Here is a 25,894-nt window from a genome sequence, read left to right on the forward strand (position 1 = left end):
TGAACACACTGCGGGGCAGGGAAGGAAAGTCAATAAGTCCCTGCCCCGCAGATTATAATAGGAGGAAACGCTATGGCAGGAATGCTGGAATATAAGTGCCCCTGCTGCGATGGTGCAATCCAGTTCGACAGCACCACCCAGAAGATGAAATGCCCCTACTGCGACACCGAGTTTGAGGTGGACGCACTGAAGGGCTACGATGAGGACCTGAAAGACCAAAAGCCCAGCAAGATGAACTGGGCCACCCCCGGCGGCAGCTGGGCAGAGGGCGAGACCGCCGGTCTGCATACTTATGTCTGCAAGAGCTGCGGCGGCGAGATCGTGGGCGACGACACCATGGCAGCCTCGGCCTGCCCTTTCTGCGGCAACCCCATCGTCCTCACCGGACAGTTTGCCGGAGACCTGCGCCCCGACCTCATCATCCCCTTCAAGCTGGATAAAAAAGCGGCGAAGGAAAAGCTGCAGGAGCACCTCAAGGGCAAGACCCTGCTGCCCAAGGTGTTCCGCAGCCAGAACCACATCGACGAGATCAAGGGCGTGTATGTGCCCTTCTGGCTGTACGACAGCGATGCCGACGCCCAGCTGCGCTTTACCGCCACCCGCACCCGCTTTTGGTCGGATGACGACTACGATTATACCGAGACCAGCTACTATTCCGTGCGCCGGGACGGCGTGCTGGGCTTTGACGCGGTTCCGGTGGACGGCTCCTCCAAGATGGCAGACGACCTGATGGAATCCATCGAGCCGTTTACCATGAGCGATGCCGTGCCCTTCAAGACCGCGTATCTGGCAGGCTATGTGGCCGATAAGTACGATGTGGACGCCCAAAAGAGCATCCAGCGCGCCAACGAGCGTATCCGTCAGTCCACCGAGGACGCCTTTACCCAGACCGTTACCGGCTACGACTCCGTGAAAATGGAAAACAGCAGCATCCAGCTGCACGGCGGCAAGGCAAAGTATGCCCTGTTCCCAGTGTGGGTGCTGAGCACCAGCTGGCAGGGCAACAACTACATTTTTGCCATGAACGGCCAGACCGGCAAGTTTGTGGGCAACCTGCCGGTGGATAAGGCCGCCGCCCGCAAGTGGACGCTGGGACTTACGGCAGCCGTCGGTGCTGCATCCTATGCGGTCATGTGGCTGCTGTGGCTGGCCGGGATTCTGTAAAGGAGGGACGGAAGATGAAAAAGACTGTTACCCCACTGCGCTCCCTCTGTGCCGCGCTGGCAGCACTGGTGCTGCTGGTCGCGCTGGCCGCACCGGCCTTTGCCGCAGACGGCTTTGCCGACCTGTATTACCGCATGAACGACAGCGCAGAAGTTCTGACCGAGGACGAGGACGGCGAGCTGGAAGCTTCACTGGAGGAACTGAGCGTCCGTCAGAGCTTTGATGTGATCATTGCTACCATCGACTCGCTGGAAAACGAGGGCTGCACCAGCATGGAGGAATATGCCGATGACCTGTATGATTACTGCCAGTTCGGCTACGGCGAAAACCGGGACGGCGTGCTGCTGCTGGTGAGCATAGGCGACCGCAAATGGCATATCTCAACCTGCGGCTACGGCATTACCGCCTTTACGGATGCCGGCATCCAGTACCTTGGCGAGCAGATGACCCCCGATATGGCAGACGGTGATTACGCCGCCGCCTTCCGCACCTTTATCCAGTGGACGGATGCGTATGTTACCGCCGCCCGCGAAGGCCACCCCTACGATGTGGACAATATGCCGCATGAGCCCCTCTCCATCCTGTATCTGTGTCTGGCGCTGGTCATTGGTCTGGTGACGGCACTGATTGTGACCGGCGTGATGAAGAGCCGGCTCAAGAGCGTGGCACCGCAGCGGGACGCAACCAGCTATGTGCGGCAGGGCAGCATGAAGCTGACCAACCAACGGGATCTGTATCTGTACCGTGAGGTCCACCGCACCGAGCGGCCGAAGGAGTCCAGCTCCAGCGACTCCGGTGACAGCTCCACCCACACCTCCTCCAGCGGCTCCACCCACGGCGGCGGAGGCGGTTCGTTCTGAAAACGTTCCCCGCAAGATAAAATCTCAAAAACCGATCCGCAGCAGCCGGTCGCACCCGCGTCCCGGCAACCGCTGCGGATCGGTTTTTACTTTTCTGCCGCCCGACACAAACGACTGATTTTTTCTGCGCCTTTGGGGCTATACTTCCAGTGCAGACGATTTTATATGCAGCAAGGAGCAGACACATGGGCATTTGGGAAAATCTGGGCATGGGCGGTTACCGGGGCTTTTCGCGCCCGGCGGCGCGGCTGTTGCAGCAGGCGGTGCAGCTGGCGGGGGATCTGGGCTGTGAACAGGCGGATACCAGCCATCTTTTGTTGGCAATGCTGCAGCAGCAGGGCGCTGCGGCGCAGTTCCTCACCCGGAAAAACATTACCGAGCCGGAGGTGCGCCGCCAGCTGGCGCAGCAGCGCAGCGGCCCGGCACAGCGGCTGGACCGGCAGTCCATGGCACCGGACCTGCGCCGCACCATGGACTATGCGCTCATTGGGGCGCAGAATGCCCATGTCAGCCGGGCAGAGCCGGAACATCTTCTCTGTGCCATGCTGGAAGATGACGGCTGCGCCGCCGGGCTGCTGCTGGCGGAGATGGGGCTTTCGCTCACCGAGGCGGTGCGGGAGTGCCGCCAGCTGAGCGGACAGTTTGTGCTGCCCGCCCAGCCCCGGGTGTCGGCCAGCATCCCCCGGGGCAGCCGCGCCAGCGATAAATACTGCCGCGATCTGACCCGCCGCGCCGCCGAAGGGGAGCTGGACCCGGTGTTCTGCCGGGAAGCCGAGCTTGACCGCATGGTGGAGATCCTGTGCCGCCGCCAGAAAAACGACCCCTGTCTGATCGGCGAGCCGGGCGTGGGCAAAACAGCGCTGGCTGAGGGTCTGGCGCTGCGCATTGCCGCCGGGCAGGTGCCCAGAGCGCTGCAAGGGCGGCGGCTGCTGGCACTGGATATGGCCAGCTTGGTGGCGGGCACCAAGTACCGGGGCGATTTTGAAGAGCGGCTGAAAAACCTGCTGGAAGAGCTGGTGCGGGACGGCACTGCCATCCTGTTCATCGACGAGTTCCACACCATCGTGGGAGCCGGTGCCGCCGAGGGTGCTATTGACGCTGCCAGCATCTTAAAGCCGGTGCTTGCCCGGGGCGAGTTGCAGCTTATCGGCGCCACTACCAATCAGGAGTTCCGTACCCACATCCAGAAGGACGCCGCACTGGAACGCCGCTTTGGCCGGGTGCAGGTGGAGGAGCCTACCCCTGCGCAGGCGGTGGAGATCCTCAACGGCCTTGCGCCCCGCTACGAGCGATACCATAACGTGCGTCTGCCGCCCCAGACCTTGCAGGCGGCAGTGGAGCTTTCGGTGCGGTACCTGCCCGGCCGCTGTCTGCCGGATAAGGCCATCGACCTTGTGGACGAAGCCTGTGCGGCGGCGCGTATCCTTGCCGAAAAGGAGCAGCGCACCCAGCCGGTGCTCACCCCGGAGGATATCGCCCGGGTGGTGGCGGCCGCCAGCGGCGTGCCCGCCCAGCGGGTGGGCGAGCAGGAGCGGGAGCGTCTGGACAAGCTGGAAAGCCGCCTGAATGCCGAGATCGTCGGTCAGCAGCGTGCGGTGGCTGCCGTGGCGGGAGCCATCCGGCGCAGCCGCACCGGTTTGGGAGAGCCGGGACGTCCCATCGGTGCTATGCTGTTTTTGGGGCCTACCGGCGTGGGCAAGACCGCACTGGCGCGGGCGCTTGCGGTCAGCTGGTTCGGCAGCGAGAAGGCGCTGCTCAAATTTGATATGTCGGAGTATCAGGAGCAGCACACCGCCGCCCGGCTGCTGGGTGCGCCGCCGGGCTACCTCGGCCATGACGAGGGCGGGCAGCTGACCGAGGCTGTGCGCCGCCGCCCGTACAGCGTGGTGCTGTTTGACGAGATCGAAAAGGCGCACCCGGATATCCAGAATATCCTGTTGCAGATCTTGGAGGACGGTCAGCTGACCGATGCCATGGGGCGCAAGGCAGATTTCCGCAATACCATCGTGCTGCTTACGTCAAATTTGGGCGCACGGTTTCTGGCGGGGCAGAACGCGCCGCTGGGTTTTGCTGCCGGGGCAGAGGCAGTGTTTGAAAAGCAGTCCGCGCAGGCTGTGGAGGAAGCTAAAAAGTGGTTCCGCCCGGAGCTGCTCGGGCGGCTGGACGAGGTGATCGTATTCCGCCCGCTGGCAGAGGAAAACCTCTGCGCCATTGCAGAAAAAATGCTCTGCCAGCTGGAGCAGCGCGCCGCCCGCAGCGGCTACCGGCTGCGCCACACCCCGCAGGTGGGGGCGGCACTGGCTGCCCGGGCGCAATCGGCCTATGGTGCGCGGGAACTGCGCCGTCAGGTGGACAGGGCGGTGGAGCAGGCACTTGCAAACCGCATTGCTGCCGGAACTGCCTGCGTAGGGCAGCACTGGACAGCAGACTGCGCCGCCGATGGCAGCATCGTTTTGCGGGAGGATGAAACCATAACTCTATAAGAAAATAGCAAAATAGCGTTTTTGCTTGCAACCGGCACGGTTTTCGACTATTATAGGGGAAATAGAGTTACAACAGGGAGGACCCCGATGCACACGCTGTTTCTTCTGAACCCCGCAGCCGGAAAGGCCGACTGTACCCGCACCCTGCCGCAGCAGATCGCGGCAGCTGCTGCCGGTGCCGGGCTTGCCCCGGAGGACTACACCATCCGCGTCACCACCCACGCAGGCCACGCCCGGGAACTGTCCCGCGCAGCCGCCGCTGCCGCCCAGAAGGCCGGGGTGGAGCTTCACATTTTTACCGCCGGTGGTGACGGCACCTTCAACGAGGCGCTCACCGGCGCTCACGGCTTTGACAAGACCGCCGTGGGCTGCCTGCCCTATGGCAGCGGCAACGACTTTCTGCGCACCTACGGTACAAAGGAAGAGTTTCTGGATCTGGACGCCCAGTTGGCCGGCGGGGTGGTGCCCATCGACCTGATGCGCACCAGTCTGGGGCTTTCTGCTACCATCTGTGCCGCCGGTCTGGACGCACAGGTGGCCTACGGCATCCCCAAGTTCCGGCGCATCCCGCTGTGCGGCGGCGAGGCAGCCTATGCGCTGTCCATTGTTCAGCAGCTGTGCGGGCATATCGGCCGCAGGGTGGAGTACGTCATTGACGGCGAGGTGCTGACCGTGGACTGCCTGATGTGCGCAGTGTGCAATGGCCGCGCCTACGGCGGCGGTTTTATGGCCGGGCCGGAGGCACAGCCGGATGACGGCTGGCTGGATGTGTTCATCGTGCGCAAGGTCAGCCGCCGGGTCATTGCAAAACTGCTGATGTTGTACAAAAACGGCCAGCACTTTCAAAACGGCCAGCTGACCGAGGCCGCAAAGCCCTACTTTATCTACCGCCGCGCAAAATCGGTCAGTCTGCGGGCAGCAGATGGCCGCGGACCCATCATTGCCACAGTGGACGGCGAGTGCGCCCCCTGCAAGCAGGTGTCGGTGCAGGTGCAGCCGCTGGCAGGCCGCGTGCTGCTGCCGCTGCCCGCCTACCAGCGCTTTACCACCAAAAAGGCGGGCGTGAAGTAAAAAATAAATCATCAGACCCAAACAAGGCCGCTGCACATTGTTCCGTGCAGCGGCCTTGTGTTTTGCTTATTGTTTTGCAAGGCGCTGCCGTACCCTGTGCTCCAGCGCCTTGTAAAAGCTGCTCAGGTAGAGCGTGAGCAGATATACGGTCAGGGTCCAGACCACAGGATGTACCGTAAGGCTGAACTTGTCCGCAGTCCACTCCATATACCGGATCAGCACCTGATGGATCAGAAAACCGTAAGGGGACAGCCCGGCCAGCCACAAAAACGGCTTTGCGGAAAGCAGCCGGGAAATGATTCCCTTGCCCACGGCAAGCAGCCAGACCAGCAGCACCGCAGAGGGTGTGAACAGCACGTTGTACCGGAAGGCCACCGCGCCCAGAACCCCCACCTGCTTGGCGGCGATAAACAGGCAGCCGCCCGCAAGCAGCACAGCGGCAAGCTCCAGCAGGGAGAAAGCACCGCCTGGCAGGCCGCTCTCCTGTTTGCGGCTGTGGTAAAGGCAGCCCATGCAGCAGCTGATGGTAAAATCTCCCGCCCGGAACACAGGGCACAGATAGGTCAGGTAAAAGGCGGCCTTTCCGCTGAGCCCGGCTTTCCAGAAAACAAAGGACGCAAGGCACTGTGCGCAGAAGATCACGACGGCAATGCAACGCAGCCTGCGGACATCGGCCTTTTTCAGTACGGCGAGAAGCGGGGGAAAGATGGCATACAGAAAAGCCTGTACCGAAAGATACCACGCCACTCCGTTCAGGCAGAACCAGAAACGGCTGGAGGGGATCCATGTTTGCAGCAGGAAAATGCTCACCACAAGCTGCGCCGCACAGGAGAGCACCCCGCGGGCAGAGGGCTGCGCCAGAAGCCACTTCAGCACAAATAACAACGCGGCAGCCATCATTATAAGGTGCAGCGGGTACAGCTTTCGTATTTTTTTAAGAGAGAAAGCTATGGCAGACCGCAGTCCCGGTGCTGTGCGGGGACGGTCGTAATAGTTGCAGGTCATCAAAAAACCGGACAGCGCCACGAATACCGTGATCGCCCACGGCCCCAGCCACGGTGCCCCGCAATGGGAGAGCACCACGCTCAGAAATGCGACTGCCCGCAGCCCCTGCAAAGATGAGATCAGCTTTTTGTCTGTCAAAGTATCCTCCGTTCTGCCGCAAAGCGCGTCAGCTGTGTTTTTGTAATGCGTTATAAGTATAAAAAAGGCGGCGCGTCCTGTCAAGGACACACCGCTTTTTTGCGTAGTAGGGTGCGATTTTTGGGCGTCATAAATTCTTAACAAAGAAAAATTGCAAAACCCCTTGATTTTTCAGAGCAAGATGAGTACAATACAATTAGCACTCAGAGAAATGGAGTGCTAAACCACTGCGGAGCACACACGAAGCCCCCGCAGGACACAACAAAGTTTCAAATAAATTCAATATAATTGGAGGGCAAGAATTATGAAAATCATTCCTCTTGCAGACCGTGTTGTCATCAAGACTGTTGAAGTTGAGGAGACCACCAAGGGCGGCCTGATCCTGACCGGCAGCGCAAAAGAGAAGCCGCAGGTCGCACAGGTCATTGCTGTCGGCCCCGGCGGTGTCGTGGACGGCAAGGAAGTCAAGATGACCGTCAAGGTCGGCGACAAGGTCCTCACCAGCAAGTACTCTGGCACTGAGGTCAAGGTGGACGGCGAAGAGTGCACCATCGTGCGTCAGAGTGATATTCTGGCTGTTGTGGAAGACTGAAACTGAATTTTCCCTTTTCAATTGAGCTTGTATTATAAAGGAGCGATGTATTATGGCAAAGCAGATCAAGCAGGGCGAGGACGCCCGCAAGGCACTGTGTGCCGGTATTGATACCCTGGCTAACACCGTTAAGATCACCCTCGGCCCCAAGGGCCGCAACGTGGTGCTGGGCAAAAAGTTCGGCGCACCGGTCATCACCAACGATGGCGTGACCATCGCAAAGGAGATCGAGCTGAAGGACGAGTTCGAGAACATGGGCGCACAGTTGGTGCGTGAGGTCGCAACCAAGACCAACGATGCCGCAGGCGATGGCACCACCACCGCTACCGTGCTGGCACAGGCCATGGTCAACGAGGGCATGAAGAACGTTACCGCCGGCGCAAATCCCATGGATATCCGCCGCGGCATGAGCAAGGCCGTTACCACCGCTGTGGAGAGCATCAAGGCACACAGCCAGAAGGTGAAGGACAGCAACGATATCGCCCGCGTCGGCACCATCTCTGCCGGCGACCCCGAGATCGGCCGTCTGATCGCCGAGGCTATGGAGAAGGTCACCTCTGACGGCGTTATCACCATCGAGGAAAACAAGACCACCGCCGAGACCTACAACGAGATCGTGGAAGGTATGCAGTTTGACCGCGGCTACCTGACCCCCTATATGGTCACCGATACCGACAAGATGGTGGCCGATTTGGACAACGCTGCTATCCTGATCACCGATAAGAAGATCAGCGTCATTCAGGATCTGGTTCCCCTGCTGGAGCAGGTGATGCAGAACGGCATGAAGCTGCTGATCGTGGCTGAGGACATTGAGGGCGAGGCTCTGTCCACCCTGATCGTCAACCGTCTGCGCGGTACCCTGAATGTCGTGGCTGTTAAGGCTCCCGGCTTCGGCGACCGCCGCAAGGAGATGCTGCAGGATATCGCTACCCTGACCGGCGGCACCGTGATCTCCTCTGATCTGGGCTACGAGCTGAAGGACGCAACCGTCCAGATGCTGGGTCATGCCCGTCAGGTGAAGGTGACCAAGGAGAACACCACCATCGTGGGCGGCGCAGGCGACAAGGACGCCATTGCAGCTCGCATTGCCCAGATTCGCAGCCAGATCGAGGCCGCTACCAGCGACTTTGACCGCGAGAAGCTGCAGGAGCGTCTGGCTAAGCTGGCCGGCGGTGTGGCTGTCATCAAGGTCGGTGCTGCTACCGAAGTCGAGATGAAGGACAAGAAGTTGCGCATTGAGGATGCACTGAACGCTACCAAGGCAGCTGTGCAGGAAGGCGTTGTGGCTGGCGGCGGTACCGCTCCCATCAATGCCATCCCCGCTGTGCGCGCCCTGTGCGATACGCTGGAGGGCGACGAGCGCACCGGTGCCAAGATCGTGTTGAAGGCTCTGGAGGCTCCTCTGCGCCAGATCGCCAAGAATGCCGGTCTGGAGGGCAGCGTCATCATCGACAAGATCATCTCTGCCAACAAGCCCAACTACGGCTTCGATGCCCAGAACGAGGTCTTTGTCGAGGATATGATCGCCGCAGGCATCGTGGACCCGACCAAGGTCACCCGTTCCGCTCTGGAGAATGCAGCTTCCGTCGCTGAGATGGTGCTGACCACCGAGAGCCTCGTGGCCGACCTGCCGGAACCCCCGGCTCCCGCCGCACCTGCCGGCGGTGACATGGGCGGCATGTACTAATAGCTGCCAAAAAACCGCATGAATCCTTGATTTTTGGAGCGCGCAAAAGCGGATTTACGCCAAACTTACGCCACTTACGCCAAAAATCAAAGCGCACTATAGGGTAACAGAATCGGCACCCGCTGAAAAGCGGGTGCCGATTTTTTGTGTCTAGGGGATTTGAAGACTCATGAAACCCACTGATGGATTCTGCGAGCGGCAGACTGTCAGCGGCTTTATTGTTGACGAAAAACAAAGGTAGGGATACAATAATAAAAAAGAAAGAAATACACTTTTGAGATCACGGCTGCTTTCTGCAACGAATGCGGCGGCGAAATGGGGATTCCCGGTCTGATGGACTATAACATAAAGGAGATCGACGAGCAGTACCATGCTATGCAGACATAAAACCACACCAGAAAACTGCCAAATGCTTTGTCGTGATTGTAATCTCAAAAAAGGTGCGCAGGAATAGATACCAATAGGTATTTGGAAAAATATAGCACTTACGAGGAGGAACTAATTGAAGAATATGTTTAATATCTACTATATCAATAACGAGAAAGCATCAGAAATTTCAATGTTATTTGATAATCAAATAGTAGAAAAAATCACTCGAATCAAGAATACAGAATTAGCAATGGCTGGCGATGGCGATGTTACCACGAGTGCTGCTTCCAAAATTCCTGTTATCGGACAGTATTTACCAAGCATAGATCTGAATGGAAATTTATCTCATAACAGGTCTAATCGAGTGGAAGATACTGTAAAAGTGGTAAGTTCTAAATCGACAATTCTTAAGCCCATTTATGAGAAAGCTAAAGAGGTACGTCGTTTAGATGATAGCAAGGTTGGTAACTTGGTGAAAATTAAGGACGTTTACCTTACCGTTGTAAATTCCGATGATGTGATGGCTACCAAAGCACTGATGAGTGGCTTGGTAAATCAGGTTCCTGTTGAGGGAATTGGTAATATGAACTTCACATCTCTTATGGAAGTTATGTTTAAGGGATCTGCATATGTTCTTTGTGGTGAACTTCCACATAGATTCGGTACTAATGAGCATATGATGCTCAAAATCCCTATGAGCGCTGAAAATGAGATGGAAAGCCAGTACAGTATTTCAGATATTGAGATTGGTAAAGTCACAGTGCTCGGTATTTATCGTGGAGAATTTGATCGTCGTGATGTTGAACGAAAAATCAATCGTATGATGGCACTGAATGATAGTGGAAAGAAGAACCAGCAGGAGACAAACGATATTCAAGATAGCGGTATGGATATTGAGGATGGCGTTCGAGAAGAAGATAAAAATGGTATTCGAAATATTTCTCTTGCGCAAGGAAAAGTTCATTACATTGATGTCATTGCCATTATTCAAGACATCAATATTTAGGTGATATCATGGACAGAGTAAGCATTTACGAATATGACAGAAAGAACAGAGAGCGTGTAGTTAAAGCGATTGAGGAAGCAGGTGGACAAATATTAAGTTGGTCTTTTTTTGCTAAGGATCAATCGAAATTTGAACTTCCACCAGGTACTCTTTCAGTCTTTATTGACTTATCTTCTTTGTTTTATAATGAAGATCGTGCAGACGCTCTCATCGCTCCAGCTGAACTCTTGTTGAATATAATTCAACAAGAGCAATCCGTTGCACTGTATGTTATCATTGAACGCCAATACAGCAAACAAGTACGAGATTTACTGTATTATAAGATTGATGAAGTTCTTGACCTTGAGGATTTTCTTGAAATTGAAAAAGACCCAATTCAAAATATCGTTGATATTGATCAATCTGATTTTGAAAATGTTTTGGCCTATCTAAATCAAAATCTTTTTGGAAATGAGCTTTTCAAAAAACGTCTGAAAGAGGAATTGACGAAATATAGACTGTTTAACCGGATTGGGCAACAGCCGATTTTTTTCCGTATTGATATGTGGTGCTTCCGGTATCGGTAAAACAGAAGTTGCAAGATTGCTTCATCAAAAGTTAGCCGCAGATGAACCTATGATAAAGATCAATTTCGGCAATTACAGTGCTCAAGATGCTCTTAACAGTTTGATTGGTAGCCCACGAGGTTATATAGGCAGTAATAAAGGTGAATTGCCCGACAAGCTTATGCGTAGCCGAAGCAAGGTAATTCTTATAGATGAGTTTGAAAAAGCAAGTAAGGCTGTTTATAACTTTTTCTTACAGTTGCTTGAAGAAGGAAAATTCACAGATTCTTTGGGACGTGAATATGACTTAGAAAAATACATCATAATTTTTACTTCCAATATGCCTAAAGAACGAATAGGTGAATTTTTGCCACCGGAACTGCGTTCAAGATTTAGTTATAAATGTGCATTTTGGCCGCTTTCCACACAAGAAAAAGAACAATATGTAGCTTTTAAGAGCGAGCACTATTTAGAAAAAATCAAACATGAGTGTCCTGGGCTTGACAGCACGTTACAGGCTTCAGATATAATAGATATTGATGTTTCACGCTATTCTAATATGCGTGATATCAATAGTGAAATAATGCGTCAAATTACCGACGCATTGTATGCGCAGATCGTTAAGTAGAAACAAAATATCAGCCGAGCAGCTAACCACTGCCCGGCTGATGCTAAATTATGCGAAAATCAATTCTGCGTTGATGAATTCCTCCGCACGGTTGCGGATGTTGTTCATGGCTCCGATCCATGCAAGTTGATTCTGTGCTTTCAGAGACTCGTTGATTCCCTCTTTCTCTGCCAGATGCGTTACAAGCAAGTCGAGCTTATTTCGAGCCTGAGTATCAATGTCAGAGAGATAGCCGTACAGCTTGCCGCTGAGAAGCAGATCAGAGTAGGATAATAGGACGGTATTCTCTGAGGTACTGCTGGTGCTTTCTGCCCCAGATACCGATGGTGTGTACTTCTTCCTCTGGGATGACCAGACACGGCAGATAGTATTCTCCATGTAGCTCATACCAAAGACCGTTGCTGTTATCGTAAATGTATTTTTCCATATTGCAAACCTCTATGTATCATTTATTTACAGTAGTACCGAGTGGCTTTGAGGTGAATCAGCTAGCGGAGGTTGCGTTGTAGCCAGTGGCTACAAAATGGCTACAGAATTCTTAGAGACGCTGCGGATAGCTTAAAATGCGTGGAATATGTGGATGAAAAGCGCACTATCAGTGCATATTATCATGAGAAATTAAGGTCTGGCGCTCGAATGGCAATGATGTAATGATTGTCGAAAAATGAGAAGCCATATTACGACGATTAACAGACTATATGTCCAATTGGAACGTATTATTCATGGGAATCATAGCGAAGATGCGCAGAAATGCTTTAGAGAAGTAACAAAAGCCGCAGATTGTGCGATAAATTTGTGCTATTTCTTTGAAAACTGGAAAGAAAAAGATATCACAGACAATAAGTATGTTACTGACTACTATAAGAAATATAAGTCTGCGCTTTGGGCAAGAGCAATGTTTTTAAACATTCAAGAAAGTAAATTAAACATGATTCTATATAAAAATATGAGTTTAGATGAAATTCGCAAAGAGTTGAATCCGGAGAAAAAAGATAACGTGAACTAACGGATAATAGACGGCAAACAGCCGCCCAGCAAGACCATAGCGGTCAACTGTTGGGCGGCTGTTGTTGTACTTATACTTATGCCAGATGGAGTTTCTCTTTCAGCGCATCCTGAAGGACGCCGGAAAAGTTGATGTGTGCCGATTCGGCGGCATCGTTGAGCCAGCCGGGAATGGAAAGGGTTTTCTTTACGGGTCTGTACCGCTTTTCGTACTCTTCCATATCGAAAGGCACCATCACTACAAAATCTTCCGGGTCAACGTGGAGCGCAGAAGGGACAGAAGGCTCCGGGCAGACTTTGCAATCTTCCAGCATAAGGCCGATGGCATCCTGTGCCATGCGGACAGCTTCGTCCATGGTATCGCCTTGGGTGAAGCAGCCCTCAATATCGGGGATCTCAACAGAGTACCCGGTTTCTTCCGGGTGAAAAATTGCAGGATAGAAAATAGCGTTCATAATGTGACCTCACCTTTTATAATTCAACAAACAATCAATGTACCTTCACTTAACAGGCCTACATTATTGGTTGGAAATTGTAGAATAGTCTATGCAGTGCTTCGCAGTTTCAGAATATGAAGTCTACAATCATCATATTCTTACTTTTTGAGTCCGGCTAATTTGAGAATGTTTTTCTCGGTACCGGGCTTCAGATCCTTTGCGTGAAATGGAACGACAGTGGTTTTGTTGGTAGTTGGGTTATGGTACTTGTAGTGTGACCCATTTGCACTGACTAAAACAAAGCCGTTCTGCTCCAGCAAGCGAATCATTTGCTTGGGAGTCATCGGCATGGCGGGTGCCCCTCCTTTCTTTCAGGATTACAGTTTTATTGTATACGTATTTTACGTATTTGTCAAGAGGGCAAATAAGCCGCCCAGCGACCTTTACGGTCTCGCTGGGCGGCTTATTTTTTGCGTTTCCAGAGCAAATATTCTTCGTAGCGGTGCATCTCGTTTTGTTCTTCTTCGGTCAGGCGCTGGCGCTGTTTGCGGGCTTCGTCCGAGGGGTCGATGTCGGTCAGACCCAGCAGGTAGTCGGCGGAGGTGCCGTAGTACCTGCAAATGGCAATCAACATCTCGTGGTTTGGGGAACTCTTTTCATGCTCCCAACTGCGGATGGTAGATGTTGCAACATTAAGGGCTTTGGCGAGTTCTTCCTGCGTTTGGTTATTCCAATCTCGCAGGTCGGCTAATCGTGCTCCAATCATCTTTTTCCCGCCTTTCTTTGCCATAAGTATAGGTGTTTCATATCACTTTTGGTAAAAAACGCCGAGAATCTTGTTAATTTGCCTTGAAAGTGATAAGATACTTGTTAGTATAGGCTGAAAGTGCTAAGAATATTATCACTTCCGCCGCAACGCTAAGGCAAAGCGAGGAAATCCCCGTTGGAACAACTGATCGACTTTCACGCACCGGAAGTGCAGGCGGTGCTGGATACACTTCTAAAAGACCGCTCCACCGGCAAAAACATCATCTGGGCAACCGACCCGCCGGAGGAGCTGCAAACGGTAATGTACGAGCCTGTCACGGATAGATCCCAGATCACCACCCAGCAGCTCGGGCTGACCCACTACGAGGTGGTGCTACCCCGGATGATGAAGCAGACCGACACCCAGCAGCAGCGCACCCGCAAAAAAGGCGAAGTGTTCAGCCCCGCATGGGTCTGCAACAAGATGAACAACGCACTGGATGCTGACTGGTTCGGTGCGCTGGGGGCAGGGGAGAGCGCCGGGCAGTTCACGGTGGAACTGCCCCAAGGCTGGCAGACGGTGGAAACGCCGGTGCAGTTCCCGGCCTGCAAGGGCAGGACCCCGGCATGGGTGCAGTATGTACAGAGCCGCCGCTTGGAGGTGACCTGCGGTGAAGCCCCCTTTCTGGCGTCTCGGTACGATGCCGCCACCGGCGAGATGATCCCGGTAGCCCGGCGCATTGGTATTCTGGACCGCAAGCTGCGGGTAGTAAGCGAGAACGCCGCCACAGAGGACGAGTGGCGCAAATATGCCACCCATGCGGTGCAGTCCACCTACGGCTATGAGTATCAGGGCGATAACCTTTTGCTGGCGAGGGTTAACCTGCTGCTGACCTATGCAGAGCATCTGCAAGCCCGCTGGCAGCGCAAACCCACAAAAGAAGAGTTACAGCCTATCGCCACCATCATCAGCTGGAACCTGTGGCAAATGGACGGCTTGCACCTGTCTGTGCCCGGCGGCAAGCCCCAGCCGGAGGCAGAACAGCTTGACCTCTTTTCCATGTTCGGGGCGGCAGAGCCGCAGCCGCCCACGGTATCCTGCAAAGTGAAAAACTGGCGCAAGGGCAGCCATGGAGCTGCCCAGAACTTTGAAACCATTCAGGAAGGGAGTACCAGCATGAAGTTTGATTATGTCATCGGAAACCCGCCGTATCAGATAAGTGATGGCGGTGCCGGCGTAAGTGCAACGCCTATCTATAATCGTTTTATCGAAGCAATCAAAACTACACATCCCGGCGCAATTTGCTTGATTATTCCTGCAAAATGGTACTCCGGCGGTAAAGGACTAGATAAGTTCAGAGAGGAAATGCTAGGAGATAGACATATTTCAACATTGGTTGATTATTCTAATTCGCTAGATGTTTTTCCGAATGTAGATGTTGCAGGTGGCGTTTGCTATTTTGTCTGGAAAGAAGCATATAACGGTAAGTGTAAGTATACAAACTATCGTAATGGAAAAGCTACAACAGCATACAGAGATTTGAATGAGTTTCAAACATTTATTCGCTATCCAGTTGCATCCGAAATAGTCAAAAAAGTAAAAGAAGATGGAGAATTAACACTGGATAAAGTGGTTTCCAGCAGAAAACCATTTGGACTTGCAACAACAGCAAAGCCAATGAAAACCGGTGATATCACACTACGATACAATGGAGGATGTGGCCCATATAAAAGAACCGAAATAAGGGCTGGAGCAGAAATGATTGACCAATGGAAAATTATCATTTCTCGTCTTACGGCAGAACACGCAGGACAACCAGCCAAGGATGGAAAGTACCGTGTACTTTCAACGATGGAACTTTTGAAGCCGGGCGAAATATGTTCCGAAACGTATCTTGTGGCGGGAGCATTTGATTCAAAAGAAGAAGCAACCAACTATATGGATTACTTAAAGACGCAATTTGTTCGATTTCTTATCCTACAAATTGCAATGACGCAGCAGTTAAGCAAAGCGTCATTCGCATTTGTTCCTTGTCAGGATTTTACAAGAAAATGGACAGACAAACAACTGTTTGAAAAATATGATTTGTCTAGTGAAGAAGTAAACTATATTCAAGGAATGATAAAGGAGATGGCATAATGGCTGGCATAACCCTGCGCACTGCCCGGCAGGTGGTGCCCATGATCTACGCCTATACCACCCCGGAAATTGCCCGGCACAACGGCTGGACAAAGATCGGCTACACCGAGCAATCGGTGGACAAACGCCTGAAACAGCAGACCCACACCGCCGATGTGCTGTTCCACGAGGAGTGGCGGGGCAATGCCGTCTACGATGACGGCAGCGGCGAGGTGTTCACCGACCACGATTTCCACGCTTACCTCCGCAAGCTGAACGTGGAGAACGACCGCAAAAACGAGTGGTTCCATCTGGATGGGCAGCAGTCCCGGCGATATTTTCAGGATTTCCGCATGAACCGGGGCCGGGTGCAGCTGGATGCCGCCATCGCCTACACCCTGCGGGAAGAACAGGCAAGGGCTGTCCGCAACACCAAGACCTATTACCAGAGTCACCCCGGCGGGGAATACCTCTGGAACGCCAAGCCCCGCTTTGGCAAGACCCTTTCTGTCTACGATTTCTGCAAGCAGGTCGATGCACAGACGGTGCTCATCGTTACCAACCGCCCAGCCATCGCCAATAGCTGGTACAGCGACTATGTGCGCTTTCTGGGCAGGGAGTCCGGCTATCTGTTCGTCAGTCATGTGGATGCCCTTGCCGGGCAACCCCATGTGCTGGACGAGCAAGGCTATCTGGATGCCGCCGCACAGGGCGAGGAGCTGTATAAGCGCATTGAGTTCGTCAGCCTGCAGGACATGAAAGGCTCCAAGTATTTCGGCGGCGAGTATGACAAGCTGCGCCACCTGACTGAGCTGAACTGGGATGTGCTGGTCATCGACGAAGCCCACGAGGGCGTGGACACCTACAAGACCGACCTTGCCTTTGACCGCATCCGCCGCCGCTTCACGCTGCACCTGTCCGGCACGCCCTTCAAGGCACTGGCGAACGACAAGTTTGCCGGGGATGCCATCTTCAACTGGACCTACGCCGACGAGCAGGCCGCCAAGCGGAACTGGCAGGGCGCACCGGGGCAGCAGAACCCCTACGCAAACCTCCCCATGCTCAACCTCTATACCTACCAGATGTCCGAAATCATCCGGGACGAGATCCAGCAGGGCGTGGAGATCGATGGCGAAACGCAGGAATTTGCCTTTGACCTGAACGAGTTCTTCAAGGTAAAGCCCAGCGGCAGCTTTGAGCACGAGGCCGAGGTAGACCGCTTTCTGGATGCCATGACCACCCAGAACAAATTTCCGTTTTCCACCCCGGAACTGCGTGCCGAGCTGAAGCATACCTTCTGGCTGCTGAACCGGGTGGACAGTGCCAGAGCGCTGGCGAAAAAGCTGCAGGCGCACCCGGTATTCCGGGACTATGAGGTGATCCTTGCCGCCGGTGACGGCAAGCTGGACGACACGGATGAGAACCAGAAGAGCTTTGACCGGGTAAAAGCTGCCATCGCCCACCACGAAAAGACCATCACCCTGTCGGTGGGGCAGCTGACCACCGGTGTCACCATCCCGGAGTGGTCGGCGGTGCTGATGCTCTCCAACCTGAAAAGCCCGGCGCTGTATATGCAGGCGGCGTTCCGTGCCCAGAACCCCTGCCTTTTCCACAAAAACGGCACCTTCCGCCGCAAAGAGAACGCCTATGTGTTCGATTTTGACCCCGCCCGCACCCTGCTGATCTACGAGCAGTTCGCCAACGATCTTTCACAGGACACCGCCAGCGGCAAGGGCGACACCGAGGAGCGCAAGGCGCACATCCAGAATCTGCTCAACTTCTTCCCGGTCATCGGCGAGGACGAGGAAGGGGAGATGATCCCGCTGGATGCAGAAAAAGTCCTCAGCATCCCCCGGAAGATCAAGTCCAAAGAAGTGGTGCGGATGGGTTTCCAGAGCAATTTTTTGTTCCAGAACATTTCCAACGTGTTCAGTGCCCCGCAGGAGGTGCTGGACATTCTGCAAAACTTCCAGCCCATCAGCGAGGCAAAGGCAAAGCCCATCCAGATCACCCCGGACACCGGCGCAGACCTCTCCCTGAACGACAAGGGCGAGGTGGATTTGGATGAGGGCTACGTCATCGGCAAGGCGGCAGATGTATTCGGGGCGAAAATTTACGAGAGCACCCCCGCACTGGACACCGCCCTGCAAGACCTGACCGATGCCCCGGCTCCTGCCAAAGAAGAGCATCTGGAACCCCTGAAAAAGAGTATCACCAAGGAGATCATCACCCCCATGGTGGAGCAGGCAAAGCAGGAGTATGGTCGGGACCTGAAGCTGTCCGACCAGAAGCGGTTTGAGAGCACCGCCAAAGCCAAGATGGACGTGGCGGTGAACAAGGTGGTGGACAACTACCGCATCGACCAGAGCCAGCTGGAGACCCAGCGCACCCAGCAGCTGCAAAGCTGCACCACTGCCCAGCAGCGCCAGCAGGTGAACCGGGAGTTCGACGCAAAGCAGCAGCAGAGCACCGCCGCCCTGATGGAGACGTTGCAATCCACCATCCAGCAGACGGCGCAGGAAATGCAGCAGACCATCGTGCGCACCGTGGAGACCAACCAGAAGGAGCAGGAGAAAAAGGGCTACGAGGACACCGTCCGTGGCCATCTCCGGGGCTTTTCCCGCACCATCCCGTCCTTTCTCATGGCCTACGGCGACGAGACCGTGACACTGGCAAACTTTGACCGGATCATCCCGGACAAGGTCTTTCAGGAGGTCACCAGCATCACGCTGGAGCAGTTCCGCTTTTTGCGGGACGGCGGACCGTACATCAACCAAGCCACCGGACAGGAGGAACACTTTGCAGGCCACCTGTTTGACCCGGTGGTGTTTGACGATTCGGTGAAGGAATTCCTGAACCTGAAGGTCAAGCTGGCGGATTACTTTGACGAGAGCCGCACCGAGGATATCTTCGATTACATCCCACCCCAGAAAACCAACCAGATCTTTACCCCTAAGTGGGTGGTGAAAAAGATGGTGGACCTGCTGGAACAGGAAAACCCCGGCTGCTTCGATGACCCCGGAAAAACCTTCCTGGACCCCTACATGAAGTCCGGCCTGTACATTACGGAAATCGTCAAGCGCCTTTACCGCAGCGAGAAGATGCGGCAAGCCTTCCCGGACGATAACGCCCGGCTGGAACATATCTTTGCCAAGCAGGTCTATGGGCTTGCCCCGACCGAGATCATCTACCGCATTGCCATCAGCTACATTCTGGGCTTTGCAAAGGATCACGGCATTACCGCCCACCATATCCGTCAGGCGGATACGCTGGAATTCGCCAAGGCGGGCACCATGGAAAGGGAACTGGATAAGATTTTCAGAGATTGACCAATAGAATACGGCATAAAACCAAAGGCGGCTGTCTGCATGGGTGCAGATGGCCGCCTTTTTGCTATTTAAAAATATTTTGAAATAGCCTTGTATAAAGAGTACATGTGTGATACAATCTATTTAAAGATTGTTTGAAATAGATTGGAGCGTGACCGCTTGGCTATAAATGAAGTGTTAGCTGCTTTAGCAGACGATACACGTCGAAAAATTCTGCTAAAGTTACAGGAAGGTAAAATAAGTTCAGGAGATTTAGCAATCTCATTGGATATGACACCACAGGCGTTGTCATACCATTTATCGAAGCTAAAAAAGGCAGACTTGATTTATGAAACTCGATACAAAAATTATATTTATTACGAATTGAATTTATCTATCCTTGATGAAACAATTATGTGGATCAGTAATTTGCGTGGAGGTCAACAATGAAAAAGAAAATGGTCGCTTTTTACAGTCTCATGTTTTTACCATTGGTAGTTGTCCTGATTGCCTTACAGTTCTTGCCAGAGCAAATCCCGGCTCATTATGATATGAATAATCAAGTGACACGTTGGGGTAGCAAATATGAAACACTAATTTTCCCTGTAATTACAGTTTTATTTGGTTATTTTATGCTTGCCATGGCTAAGTTGTCCTCAAAACAAGAAGAAAATGGAAGTAATAACAAAAATGTATGTATTGTGACTGGAATAGCATCTCTTGCACTTTTCAACGCTATGACAGTCTATTTTTTGTATGCTGATTTCAATTCGATTGAAAATCTGTCTTCCATTGCACTTGATTTGAATCAACTTGTATTTGGACTGCTTGGCGTTGCAATGATTATATTAGGTAACATTATGCCAAAACTACGAATGAACTCAGTTGTAGGACTGAGAAGCGTATGGAGTATGAAAAATGAAACAACATGGAAAAAAGGCCAACGCTTTGGAGGTATTTCATTTATCGTAAGTGGTATTATTATAATCATGGTATGCTTTTTGACGAAAGGCATTTCTTGTTTTTGGTGGACAATGAGCATCGTAGCAATTCTTTTGATTGTTGACACCTATTATACCTACACATTATCAAAAAAATACTAATGCTGTAATCCGTGCCTCGTGAGATACTTTGTATCTATGAACACTCTGCAAGACTGAAAAATCTTGCAGGGTGTTTTCTTATGCTCTGATATATATGTAACCAGCCCCGAAACCGGGGCTGAAGATTTCTCCGAAATAACGGATGCGGAAGCCCAGCAGCTGGGCTTTCCCTTCTGATGGACAGCGGTTTCAAGCAAAACACCATAGGAATCCTGCAAAGCGTTGTCAGACCGGCGTTTGAGATGGCGGTAGAGGATGACATCATCCGCAAGAATCCATTTAAGTTCAAGCTGTCGGACGTTGTGCCAAAGGACGCTTATGTGCGCAATGCCCTGACCAGAGAACAGCAGGAGAAATATCTGCAATTCGTTCAGGACTATGGCGGCAACTATTATGATGATATCGTCATTCTTATGGGAACCGGCTTGCGTGTGAGTGAGTTGTATGGCCTGACACGAGCAGATATCGACTTTGAACGGCACTGTATCCATGTCCGGCGGCAGCTTTGCCGGACGGCTGAAAAGCCCTACTTTGTCACACCGCCGAAAACAAAAAGCGGTATCCGCAATGTTCCCATGACAGATACCGTTTGTGCAGCGTTGCGGCGTGTAGTAAAAGCTAGAGCGTCCACGAAAGTGGAAGCGCTGGTAGATGGTTGCAGCGGATTTCTCTTTCTGGACAAATCCGGGATGCCGAAGGTGGCAATGCACTTGGAAAACTATATGCGTGGCGTGCAGGGAAAGTTTGAGAAGGCGTACAGCAAACCTGTTCCGCGCATTACACCTCATGTGCTGCGACACACCTTCTGCACCAATGTTCAGCAGGCCGGGCTGGATGTAAAAAGCCTGCAATACCTGGTGGGACACTCCAATGCCAGTGTGACGCTGGATGTCTACACGCACAGCAGCTTTGAATCGGTTGAAAGAGCCTTTGAACAGATCGCCGGCAACCTGTGATTTTCGACGCATGAAGCGGAATTGCTTACGCCGAAACTTACGCCGAAACTTACGCCAAAACTTACGCCAAAACTTACGCCAATCACCCGGTAAGTGGCGTAGATTTGTGTAGAAAAGCGTGGATCGTGCAAAAACGGAGAATCTGGAAAAATCGGCTTGTGGCCTTGATAATTCTACAAAAGTCTACGTTTCCCGATATTCGTGATTCGGCTCCAAAAGTGTGGTTTGGAAGGGCGGCATGTACTAAGCCGTACCAAGCTTAATAAGATATGCCAGAGAGGCGGAACTTCTCTTCGGAGAGGTTCCGCCTCTTTTTATGTATACCCCACGCCCTTACTGCCCACCCTAACCACAGGGAAAGGGGGTGCGGAGATGTCCGGCAAACGGGTGCTGGCGGTGTATGCCGCCTTGCTGCTGGGATTTGCGGTGGTGCTGTGCCGGTTGTATCTGCTGGCGCTGCACCCCGCCTATGCTGCACGGGCGGCAGCGCAGAGCACAGTCACATTACAGCTGCCCGCCCGGCGGGGAAACTTTTACGATGCGCAGGGGCAGCTGCTCACTGGTCTCGAGGAGCGCTGGCAGGTGGTGTGCTTTCCCGGGCAGGGCAATTACGACCGCCTGTATGCCTGTACCGATGCCACCGGGCAGGCGCTTTTGTACCGCAGCCGCAGCCGCGCTGCGCCGTTTTTGCTGGAGGTAAGCTGCGACCCCGCCCGCCTTGGGCTGACCGGTTATCCCGCCGCTCGGCGGTATGCGGCGGTGCCGCTGTGTCAGCATTTACTGGGCTATCTGGATGGTACAGACCACGGCGCTGCCGGGCTGGAAAAGGCGCTGGACGCCGTGCTTTCCGGCACAGGGGAGAACAGCAGCCTTGTCTGCGCCGTGACGGCGCAGGGTACGCTGCGAACCGGAGAAACGGCTAGACTTTTGCAAGCCGACAGCGGGGCGCTGGGCGTGCAGCTGACCATCTCCCGCCCGGTGCAGCGGGCAGTGGAAGCAGTGGCGGCAAGTACCATGACGAGCGGCTGCATTCTGGTGCTGGATACCGCCACAGCGGCGGTGCGCGCCAGTGTCAGTGTGCCGTGCTACGACCCGGAGAACCTTGCCGACAGCCTGCAGGCGGAGAACAGTCCCTTTCTAAACCGGGCGCTACAAAGCTACGCGGTGGGCTCAGTGTTCAAGCCGGTGCTGGCTGCGGCTGCGCTGGAAGCGGGCTTGCAGCCGGTTTTCGAGTGCACTGGCGCGGTGGTAGTGGATGGGCAAATCTTCCGCTGCGCGGGCGGGGTGCCGCATGGACAGGTGGACCTTGCCGCCGCGCTGGAAAAAAGCTGCAACGGCTATTTTATCCGTCTGGGACAGCAGCTGGGCGCGGAAAGCTTGCTGGATGCCGCCAAAGACTTTGGCTTTGGGTGTAGCCTGCCGCTGGCAGAGGGGCTTGCCGCCGAGGCAGGGCAGCTGCCCACCCCGCAGGAGCTGGCGCAAAGCGGGCAGCTTGCCAATTTCAGCTTTGGGCAGGGCAGCCTGCTGGCAGCGCCTATGCAGGTGGCGGCACTGTTCAACACCATTGCAGCGGACGGCGTATACCGCAGCCCTTATGTGCTGCAAGCCACGCTGGACGAGACCACCGGACAACCGGTGGAGACCCTCAGCCACCCCCGGGGGCGGCGGGTGATCTCAGCACAGAACGCAGCGCTTTTGCGCGCCATGCTGGTACAGGTGGTGCAGCAGGGCACCGCGCAGGATGCCGCCGGGCTTTCCGGCGGGGCGGGCGGCAAGACCGGTACTGCCCAGACCGGGCAGTTCACCCCGGAGGGCACCGAGCGCTGCAACCTGTGGTTTGCGGGGTTCTGGCCGGCAGAAAAGCCCCGCTACACCATTGTGGTATTGCAGGACGGTGCGGTGCACACGGCGTACTCCGGTGCAGCCATCTTTGCGCAGGTCTGCAACGCGCTGGAAGCAGCGGGTTAAATGCGCGGATTCTACTTGCAATTTTGGCTTTGTTATGCTACTATATAGTTGTATTTTTGCGTAGTTTTCCGTATTTACAAATAAAAGGAGCGTTACGATTCATGTCTGTTATCGAAATTGTTGGCGGTGCCATTCTGCTGGTGGCTTCGTTGGTCATCGTTTTCCTCACCCTCATGCAGCACACCCACGGTCAGGGCCTGTCCGGTGCCATCAACGGCAGTGTGGGCGGTGCCAATAATGCACGTCTGACCCCGGCAGATCAGATGCTGGCTAAGGTCACCCGCATTGCAGGCGTGGTGTTCTTTGTGGTTGCTATTCTGGCCTGCCTGTTTGCAGGCCGTCTGGCAGGCTGAGAAGGCGTTGCAGCCCCGTGAACGGACGGGGCTGTTTTTCTGTGCAGAAAAAAGTGTGGGCAGCCAGTTCTGCGGGCTGCCGCAAAGAGGGGACAGGGGAAAGTGCCCGTCCCAAGGCAGGGCTGTGCTCCGCAGGAGATGCACGGCCACGGAAGTGAAGGAGAAAATATTTTATGGCAATGCGCGATAAAATTGAGCACGCGATCCAGAATCAGCCGTGCACCGTAAAAGATCTGAAAAATAAGTTCGGCGGGGATCGCGGCGCAGACCGCAAGGTGATGGAGGCTGTGGACCAGCTGGTGCACGAGGCTGTCATCTGCCAGCGCCAGGGCGTGTTCTTCACCGTGCGCAGCGGCCGTGCCGATAAGGCACTGCTGTGCAAGGTGGTAAAGCTGGGCAAAAACTTTGCCTTTGTCATGCTGGAGGACGGCACCAGCGATATCTTTATCCCCGGCCGGTTCACCCGCGGCGCAATGCCCGGCGACAAGGTGCTGGTGGAAAAGTTTGCACACCCCCGGGTAGAGGGCAGCGATGAGGGCGAGATCCTTGCTGTTCTGGAAGAGAAAAATTCTCTGGTGGGCACCATGCACCGCATGGAGGGCCGCCTGAAGTTTGTGCCGGACGATTGCCCCGCCATCTCCATGCAGGTCATGCGGGACTGCGAAGGCAGCGCCAAGGACGGCGACAAGGTGGCAGTGGAGATCCTGCTGCGCGGCAGCCGTCAGGAGGATCACCGCGTAGGTGTGGCCATGCGCTTTGGCAGCTGCGATGAGGCCAAGCGCTGCGCAAAGGCACTGCTCTACGCGCAGGATATCCGCAACCGCTTCCCGGACAAGGTGCGGGACGAGGCCAAAAAGCTGGACAACGCCGAGGTGTCTGCTGCGGACTGCGAGGGCCGCATGGATCTGCGCGCCCTGCCCATTTTTACCATCGACAGCGCCGAGACCAAGGATATCGACGATGCCATCAGCCTGACCAAGACTCCGGACGGCGGCTTTGAGCTGGGCGTGCACATCGCGGATGTTTCCAACTACGTCAAGCCCGGTACCGAGCTGGACAACGAGGCCTTCAGCCGCGCTACCAGCGTCTACTATGCCGATCAGGTGGTGCCCATGCTGCCCAAGCAGCTGTCCAACGGCATTTGCAGCCTGAACGAGGGCGTGCTGCGTCTGGCTTTCTCCTGCCTGATGCGGCTGGATAAGGACGGCAACCTGACCGACTACCGCTTTGTCAAGTCCGTCATCCGCAGCCGGGTCAAGGGCGTGTACTCCGAGATCAACGCCCTGCTGGCCGGCAGCACCGATGACGAACTGACCGGCAAGTACCATGAAGTACTGGCGCAGCTGCCTGCTATGAAGGAGCTGTACGGTCACCGTGCCCGCCTGCGCAAGGAGCGCGGCTGCATGGATATCGAGAGCGGCGAGGTGAAGCTGATCCTGGACGAGGATGGTCACTGCATCGACGTGAAAAAGCGCACCTCCGGCGAGAGCGAGGCCATGATCGAGGAGTTCATGCTGCTGGCCAACCAGTGCGCCGCCCACTTTGCCCGCGTGAAGCAGATCCCCTTTGTGTACCGCGTGCACGAGGAGCCCAACGCCGAAAAGCTGGAGCGTCTGCACGGCCTGCTGCAGGCCTGCGGCGTCAACGACCACTTTGCCAAGGACGTGCCCACCCCCAAGGAGCTGAGCGCCATTCTGGAGGGCGTGCGCGGCACTGCCTACGAGCAGATCATCAATGTTGGTATGCTGCGCTGCATGTCCAAGGCTGTGTACGAGGAAAAACCCAAGGGACACTACGGTCTGGTGTTGCAGGACTATGCCCACTTCACCAGCCCCATCCGCCGCTACCCGGACTTGGCTATCCACCGTATCATGACCGCCCAGCTCAAGGGCACGGACAAGGACACCATGATCCTGCGTTACAGCGAGTTTGCCGAGGACGTCAGCAAGCAGGCCAGCGAGCGCGAAGTTATCGCCATGCAGATCGAGCGCAAGGCTGAGGACTGCTACAAGGCCGAGTATGCCCGCCGCCATCTGGGCGAATGCTACGAGGGCCGCATCTCCGGCGTGACCCAGCGCGGCCTGTTCATCGAGTTGGAAAACGGCGTGGAAGGCTTTGTACCTGCTTCCAGCCTGACCGCCACCGGTACCATGCTTACCGAGGGCGTGCGCCTTTCTGACCCCGTTTCCGGCAAGAACTGGAATCTGGGCGATACCATGATGATCACCATCGTGCGTGCGGACGTCAATCTGGGCAAGATCGACTTTGAGGTCGCCCCGGAAAGTGCAAAGCAGTAACTTTATAATTGAATAAATAACAGACTGCCCCCGAAGCAGCGCGCCAGATCGTG

General features: G+C 54.5%; 25 protein-coding genes. 19 read left to right on the top strand and 6 right to left on the bottom strand.

Features of this window, described 5'->3' with window-relative positions:
• Positions 1–72: 72 nt before the first annotated feature.
• The 4 genes from C7J97_RS03255 (at position 73) to C7J97_RS03270 (ending at position 5,578) form a co-directional block, all read left to right on the top strand.
• Positions 73–1,164: a TFIIB-type zinc ribbon-containing protein gene (locus tag C7J97_RS03255; RefSeq protein ID WP_113992022.1), complete on the top strand. Its 1,092-nt coding sequence runs from the start codon at positions 73–75 to the stop codon at positions 1,162–1,164.
• A gap of 14 nt (positions 1,165–1,178) precedes the next feature.
• Positions 1,179–2,024, top strand: a complete 846-nt coding sequence (locus C7J97_RS03260) for a TPM domain-containing protein (RefSeq protein WP_113992023.1) — start codon at positions 1,179–1,181, stop codon at positions 2,022–2,024.
• A 185-nt stretch (positions 2,025–2,209) separates the two neighbouring features.
• Positions 2,210–4,507 carry an ATP-dependent Clp protease ATP-binding subunit gene (locus C7J97_RS03265; protein WP_005923578.1) on the top strand — a complete coding sequence of 766 codons (2,298 nt, stop codon included), beginning with the start codon at positions 2,210–2,212 and terminating at the stop codon, positions 4,505–4,507.
• A gap of 87 nt (positions 4,508–4,594) precedes the next feature.
• Positions 4,595–5,578: a diacylglycerol/lipid kinase family protein gene (locus C7J97_RS03270; RefSeq protein WP_113621126.1), complete on the top strand. Its 984-nt coding sequence runs from the start codon at positions 4,595–4,597 to the stop codon at positions 5,576–5,578.
• A gap of 66 nt (positions 5,579–5,644) precedes the next feature.
• Here the strand turns inward: C7J97_RS03270 and C7J97_RS03275 are convergent, their stop codons facing one another.
• Complete coding sequence (locus tag C7J97_RS03275) at positions 5,645–6,721, bottom strand: acyltransferase family protein (protein WP_162789040.1); 1,077 nt, start codon at positions 6,719–6,721, stop codon at positions 5,645–5,647.
• Between the two features lie 304 nt (positions 6,722–7,025).
• Here C7J97_RS03275 and C7J97_RS03280 point away from each other — a divergent pair, with 304 nt between their 5' ends.
• The 6 genes from C7J97_RS03280 to C7J97_RS03305 all read left to right on the top strand — a co-directional run bounded on the left by C7J97_RS03280 (position 7,026) and on the right by C7J97_RS03305 (position 11,548).
• Positions 7,026–7,313 carry a co-chaperone GroES gene (locus C7J97_RS03280; RefSeq protein WP_005923585.1) on the top strand — a complete coding sequence of 96 codons (288 nt, stop codon included), beginning with the start codon at positions 7,026–7,028 and terminating at the stop codon, positions 7,311–7,313.
• 52 nt (positions 7,314–7,365) lie between these two features.
• Complete coding sequence (groL, locus tag C7J97_RS03285) at positions 7,366–9,000, top strand: chaperonin GroEL (protein ID WP_113621124.1); 1,635 nt, start codon at positions 7,366–7,368, stop codon at positions 8,998–9,000.
• A gap of 370 nt (positions 9,001–9,370) precedes the next feature.
• Positions 9,371–9,454: an HNH endonuclease gene (locus C7J97_RS15595; RefSeq protein WP_112114947.1), complete on the top strand. Its 84-nt coding sequence runs from the start codon at positions 9,371–9,373 to the stop codon at positions 9,452–9,454.
• A 48-nt stretch (positions 9,455–9,502) separates the two neighbouring features.
• Positions 9,503–10,375, top strand: coding sequence for a hypothetical protein (locus C7J97_RS03295; protein WP_112114946.1), 873 nt, complete (start codon positions 9,503–9,505; stop codon positions 10,373–10,375).
• 8 nt (positions 10,376–10,383) lie between these two features.
• A complete protein-coding gene (locus C7J97_RS03300; protein ID WP_113992024.1) occupies positions 10,384–10,941 on the top strand; it encodes a hypothetical protein in 558 nt (185 codons plus the stop codon).
• Positions 10,886–11,548: an AAA family ATPase gene (locus C7J97_RS03305; RefSeq protein ID WP_170126620.1), complete on the top strand. Its 663-nt coding sequence runs from the start codon at positions 10,886–10,888 to the stop codon at positions 11,546–11,548. Before C7J97_RS03300 ends, C7J97_RS03305 begins: the two co-directional genes overlap by 56 nt.
• Before the next feature lie 48 nt (positions 11,549–11,596).
• Here the strand turns inward: C7J97_RS03305 and C7J97_RS15600 are convergent, their stop codons facing one another.
• Both C7J97_RS15600 and C7J97_RS15605 read right to left on the bottom strand, forming a co-directional pair.
• Complete coding sequence (locus C7J97_RS15600; RefSeq protein WP_423240874.1) at positions 11,597–11,806, bottom strand: TnpV protein; 210 nt, start codon at positions 11,804–11,806, stop codon at positions 11,597–11,599.
• A 1-nt stretch (position 11,807) separates the two neighbouring features.
• Positions 11,808–11,975, bottom strand: coding sequence for a TnpV protein (locus C7J97_RS15605; RefSeq protein WP_394371836.1), 168 nt, complete (start codon positions 11,973–11,975; stop codon positions 11,808–11,810).
• A 279-nt stretch (positions 11,976–12,254) separates the two neighbouring features.
• On the opposite strand from C7J97_RS15605, the gene C7J97_RS03315 reads away from it, so the two are divergent.
• Positions 12,255–12,554 (top strand): hypothetical protein, encoded by a 300-nt coding sequence (locus tag C7J97_RS03315; RefSeq protein ID WP_146746215.1) that lies wholly within the window; start codon positions 12,255–12,257, stop codon positions 12,552–12,554.
• A 76-nt stretch (positions 12,555–12,630) separates the two neighbouring features.
• On the opposite strand, the gene C7J97_RS03320 is transcribed toward C7J97_RS03315, so the two are convergent.
• The 3 genes from C7J97_RS03320 to C7J97_RS03330 form a co-directional block, all read right to left on the bottom strand.
• A complete protein-coding gene (locus C7J97_RS03320; RefSeq protein ID WP_015538062.1) occupies positions 12,631–13,008 on the bottom strand; it encodes a type II toxin-antitoxin system HicB family antitoxin in 378 nt (125 codons plus the stop codon).
• Between the two features lie 140 nt (positions 13,009–13,148).
• On the bottom strand, positions 13,149–13,340 hold the full coding sequence (locus C7J97_RS03325; RefSeq protein WP_112114942.1) for a type II toxin-antitoxin system HicA family toxin: 192 nt from the start codon (positions 13,338–13,340) through the stop codon (positions 13,149–13,151).
• Positions 13,341–13,453: 113 nt separating this feature from the next.
• Entirely contained in the window at positions 13,454–13,756 is a 303-nt protein-coding gene (locus tag C7J97_RS03330) for a helix-turn-helix domain-containing protein (RefSeq protein ID WP_097792897.1), read from the bottom strand.
• Positions 13,757–13,933: 177 nt separating this feature from the next.
• On the opposite strand from C7J97_RS03330, the gene C7J97_RS14955 reads away from it, so the two are divergent.
• From C7J97_RS14955 to rnr, 8 genes are all read left to right on the top strand, one after another.
• Positions 13,934–15,877 (top strand): Eco57I restriction-modification methylase domain-containing protein, encoded by a 1,944-nt coding sequence (locus C7J97_RS14955; protein ID WP_170126621.1) that lies wholly within the window; start codon positions 13,934–13,936, stop codon positions 15,875–15,877.
• On the top strand, positions 15,877–19,185 hold the full coding sequence (locus C7J97_RS03340) for a DEAD/DEAH box helicase family protein (protein ID WP_113992027.1): 3,309 nt from the start codon (positions 15,877–15,879) through the stop codon (positions 19,183–19,185). The genes C7J97_RS14955 and C7J97_RS03340 overlap by 1 nt, the downstream gene beginning before the upstream one ends.
• A gap of 159 nt (positions 19,186–19,344) precedes the next feature.
• Complete coding sequence (locus C7J97_RS03345; RefSeq protein WP_081028388.1) at positions 19,345–19,614, top strand: metalloregulator ArsR/SmtB family transcription factor; 270 nt, start codon at positions 19,345–19,347, stop codon at positions 19,612–19,614.
• Positions 19,611–20,267, top strand: coding sequence for an SdpI family protein (locus C7J97_RS03350; protein ID WP_113992028.1), 657 nt, complete (start codon positions 19,611–19,613; stop codon positions 20,265–20,267). Before C7J97_RS03345 ends, C7J97_RS03350 begins: the two co-directional genes overlap by 4 nt.
• Before the next feature lie 176 nt (positions 20,268–20,443).
• Positions 20,444–21,223, top strand: coding sequence for a site-specific integrase (locus C7J97_RS03355; protein WP_242983427.1), 780 nt, complete (start codon positions 20,444–20,446; stop codon positions 21,221–21,223).
• A 372-nt stretch (positions 21,224–21,595) separates the two neighbouring features.
• Positions 21,596–23,191 (top strand): penicillin-binding transpeptidase domain-containing protein, encoded by a 1,596-nt coding sequence (locus tag C7J97_RS03360; protein WP_113992029.1) that lies wholly within the window; start codon positions 21,596–21,598, stop codon positions 23,189–23,191.
• Positions 23,192–23,292: 101 nt separating this feature from the next.
• Entirely contained in the window at positions 23,293–23,544 is a 252-nt protein-coding gene (gene secG, locus C7J97_RS03365; protein ID WP_005923602.1) for a preprotein translocase subunit SecG, read from the top strand.
• Positions 23,545–23,717: 173 nt separating this feature from the next.
• Positions 23,718–25,841: a ribonuclease R gene (gene rnr, locus C7J97_RS03370; protein ID WP_113992030.1), complete on the top strand. Its 2,124-nt coding sequence runs from the start codon at positions 23,718–23,720 to the stop codon at positions 25,839–25,841.
• Positions 25,842–25,894 lie beyond the last annotated feature (53 nt).

It is taken from the genome of Faecalibacterium prausnitzii (assembly GCF_003324185.1).
GTDB classification, from domain to species: Bacteria; Bacillota; Clostridia; order Oscillospirales; family Ruminococcaceae; genus Faecalibacterium; species Faecalibacterium prausnitzii.

Bases quoted from the DNA above. Each gene is read 5' to 3' on its own strand.
- C7J97_RS03255 (WP_113992022.1), top strand. From the start codon at position 73: ATGGCAGGAATGCTGGAATATAAGTGCCCCTGCTGCGATGGTGCAATC.
- C7J97_RS03260 (WP_113992023.1), top strand. From the start codon at position 1,179: ATGAAAAAGACTGTTACCCCACTGCGCTCCCTCTGTGCCGCGCTGGCA.
- C7J97_RS03265 (WP_005923578.1), top strand. From the start codon at position 2,210: ATGGGCATTTGGGAAAATCTGGGCATGGGCGGTTACCGGGGCTTTTCG.
- C7J97_RS03270 (WP_113621126.1), top strand. From the start codon at position 4,595: ATGCACACGCTGTTTCTTCTGAACCCCGCAGCCGGAAAGGCCGACTGT.
- C7J97_RS03280 (WP_005923585.1), top strand. From the start codon at position 7,026: ATGAAAATCATTCCTCTTGCAGACCGTGTTGTCATCAAGACTGTTGAA.
- groL (WP_113621124.1), top strand. From the start codon at position 7,366: ATGGCAAAGCAGATCAAGCAGGGCGAGGACGCCCGCAAGGCACTGTGT.
- C7J97_RS15595 (WP_112114947.1), top strand. From the start codon at position 9,371: ATGCTATGCAGACATAAAACCACACCAGAAAACTGCCAAATGCTTTGT.
- C7J97_RS03300 (WP_113992024.1), top strand. From the start codon at position 10,384: ATGGACAGAGTAAGCATTTACGAATATGACAGAAAGAACAGAGAGCGT.
- C7J97_RS15605 (WP_394371836.1), bottom strand. From the start codon at position 11,975: ATGGAAAAATACATTTACGATAACAGCAACGGTCTTTGGTATGAGCTA.
- C7J97_RS03320 (WP_015538062.1), bottom strand. From the start codon at position 13,008: ATGAACGCTATTTTCTATCCTGCAATTTTTCACCCGGAAGAAACCGGG.
- C7J97_RS03325 (WP_112114942.1), bottom strand. From the start codon at position 13,340: ATGCCGATGACTCCCAAGCAAATGATTCGCTTGCTGGAGCAGAACGGC.
- C7J97_RS03330 (WP_097792897.1), bottom strand. From the start codon at position 13,756: ATGATTGGAGCACGATTAGCCGACCTGCGAGATTGGAATAACCAAACG.
- C7J97_RS03340 (WP_113992027.1), top strand. From the start codon at position 15,877: ATGGCTGGCATAACCCTGCGCACTGCCCGGCAGGTGGTGCCCATGATC.
- C7J97_RS03350 (WP_113992028.1), top strand. From the start codon at position 19,611: ATGAAAAAGAAAATGGTCGCTTTTTACAGTCTCATGTTTTTACCATTG.
- C7J97_RS03355 (WP_242983427.1), top strand. From the start codon at position 20,444: ATGGACAGCGGTTTCAAGCAAAACACCATAGGAATCCTGCAAAGCGTT.
- C7J97_RS03360 (WP_113992029.1), top strand. From the start codon at position 21,596: ATGTCCGGCAAACGGGTGCTGGCGGTGTATGCCGCCTTGCTGCTGGGA.
- secG (WP_005923602.1), top strand. From the start codon at position 23,293: ATGTCTGTTATCGAAATTGTTGGCGGTGCCATTCTGCTGGTGGCTTCG.
- rnr (WP_113992030.1), top strand. From the start codon at position 23,718: ATGGCAATGCGCGATAAAATTGAGCACGCGATCCAGAATCAGCCGTGC.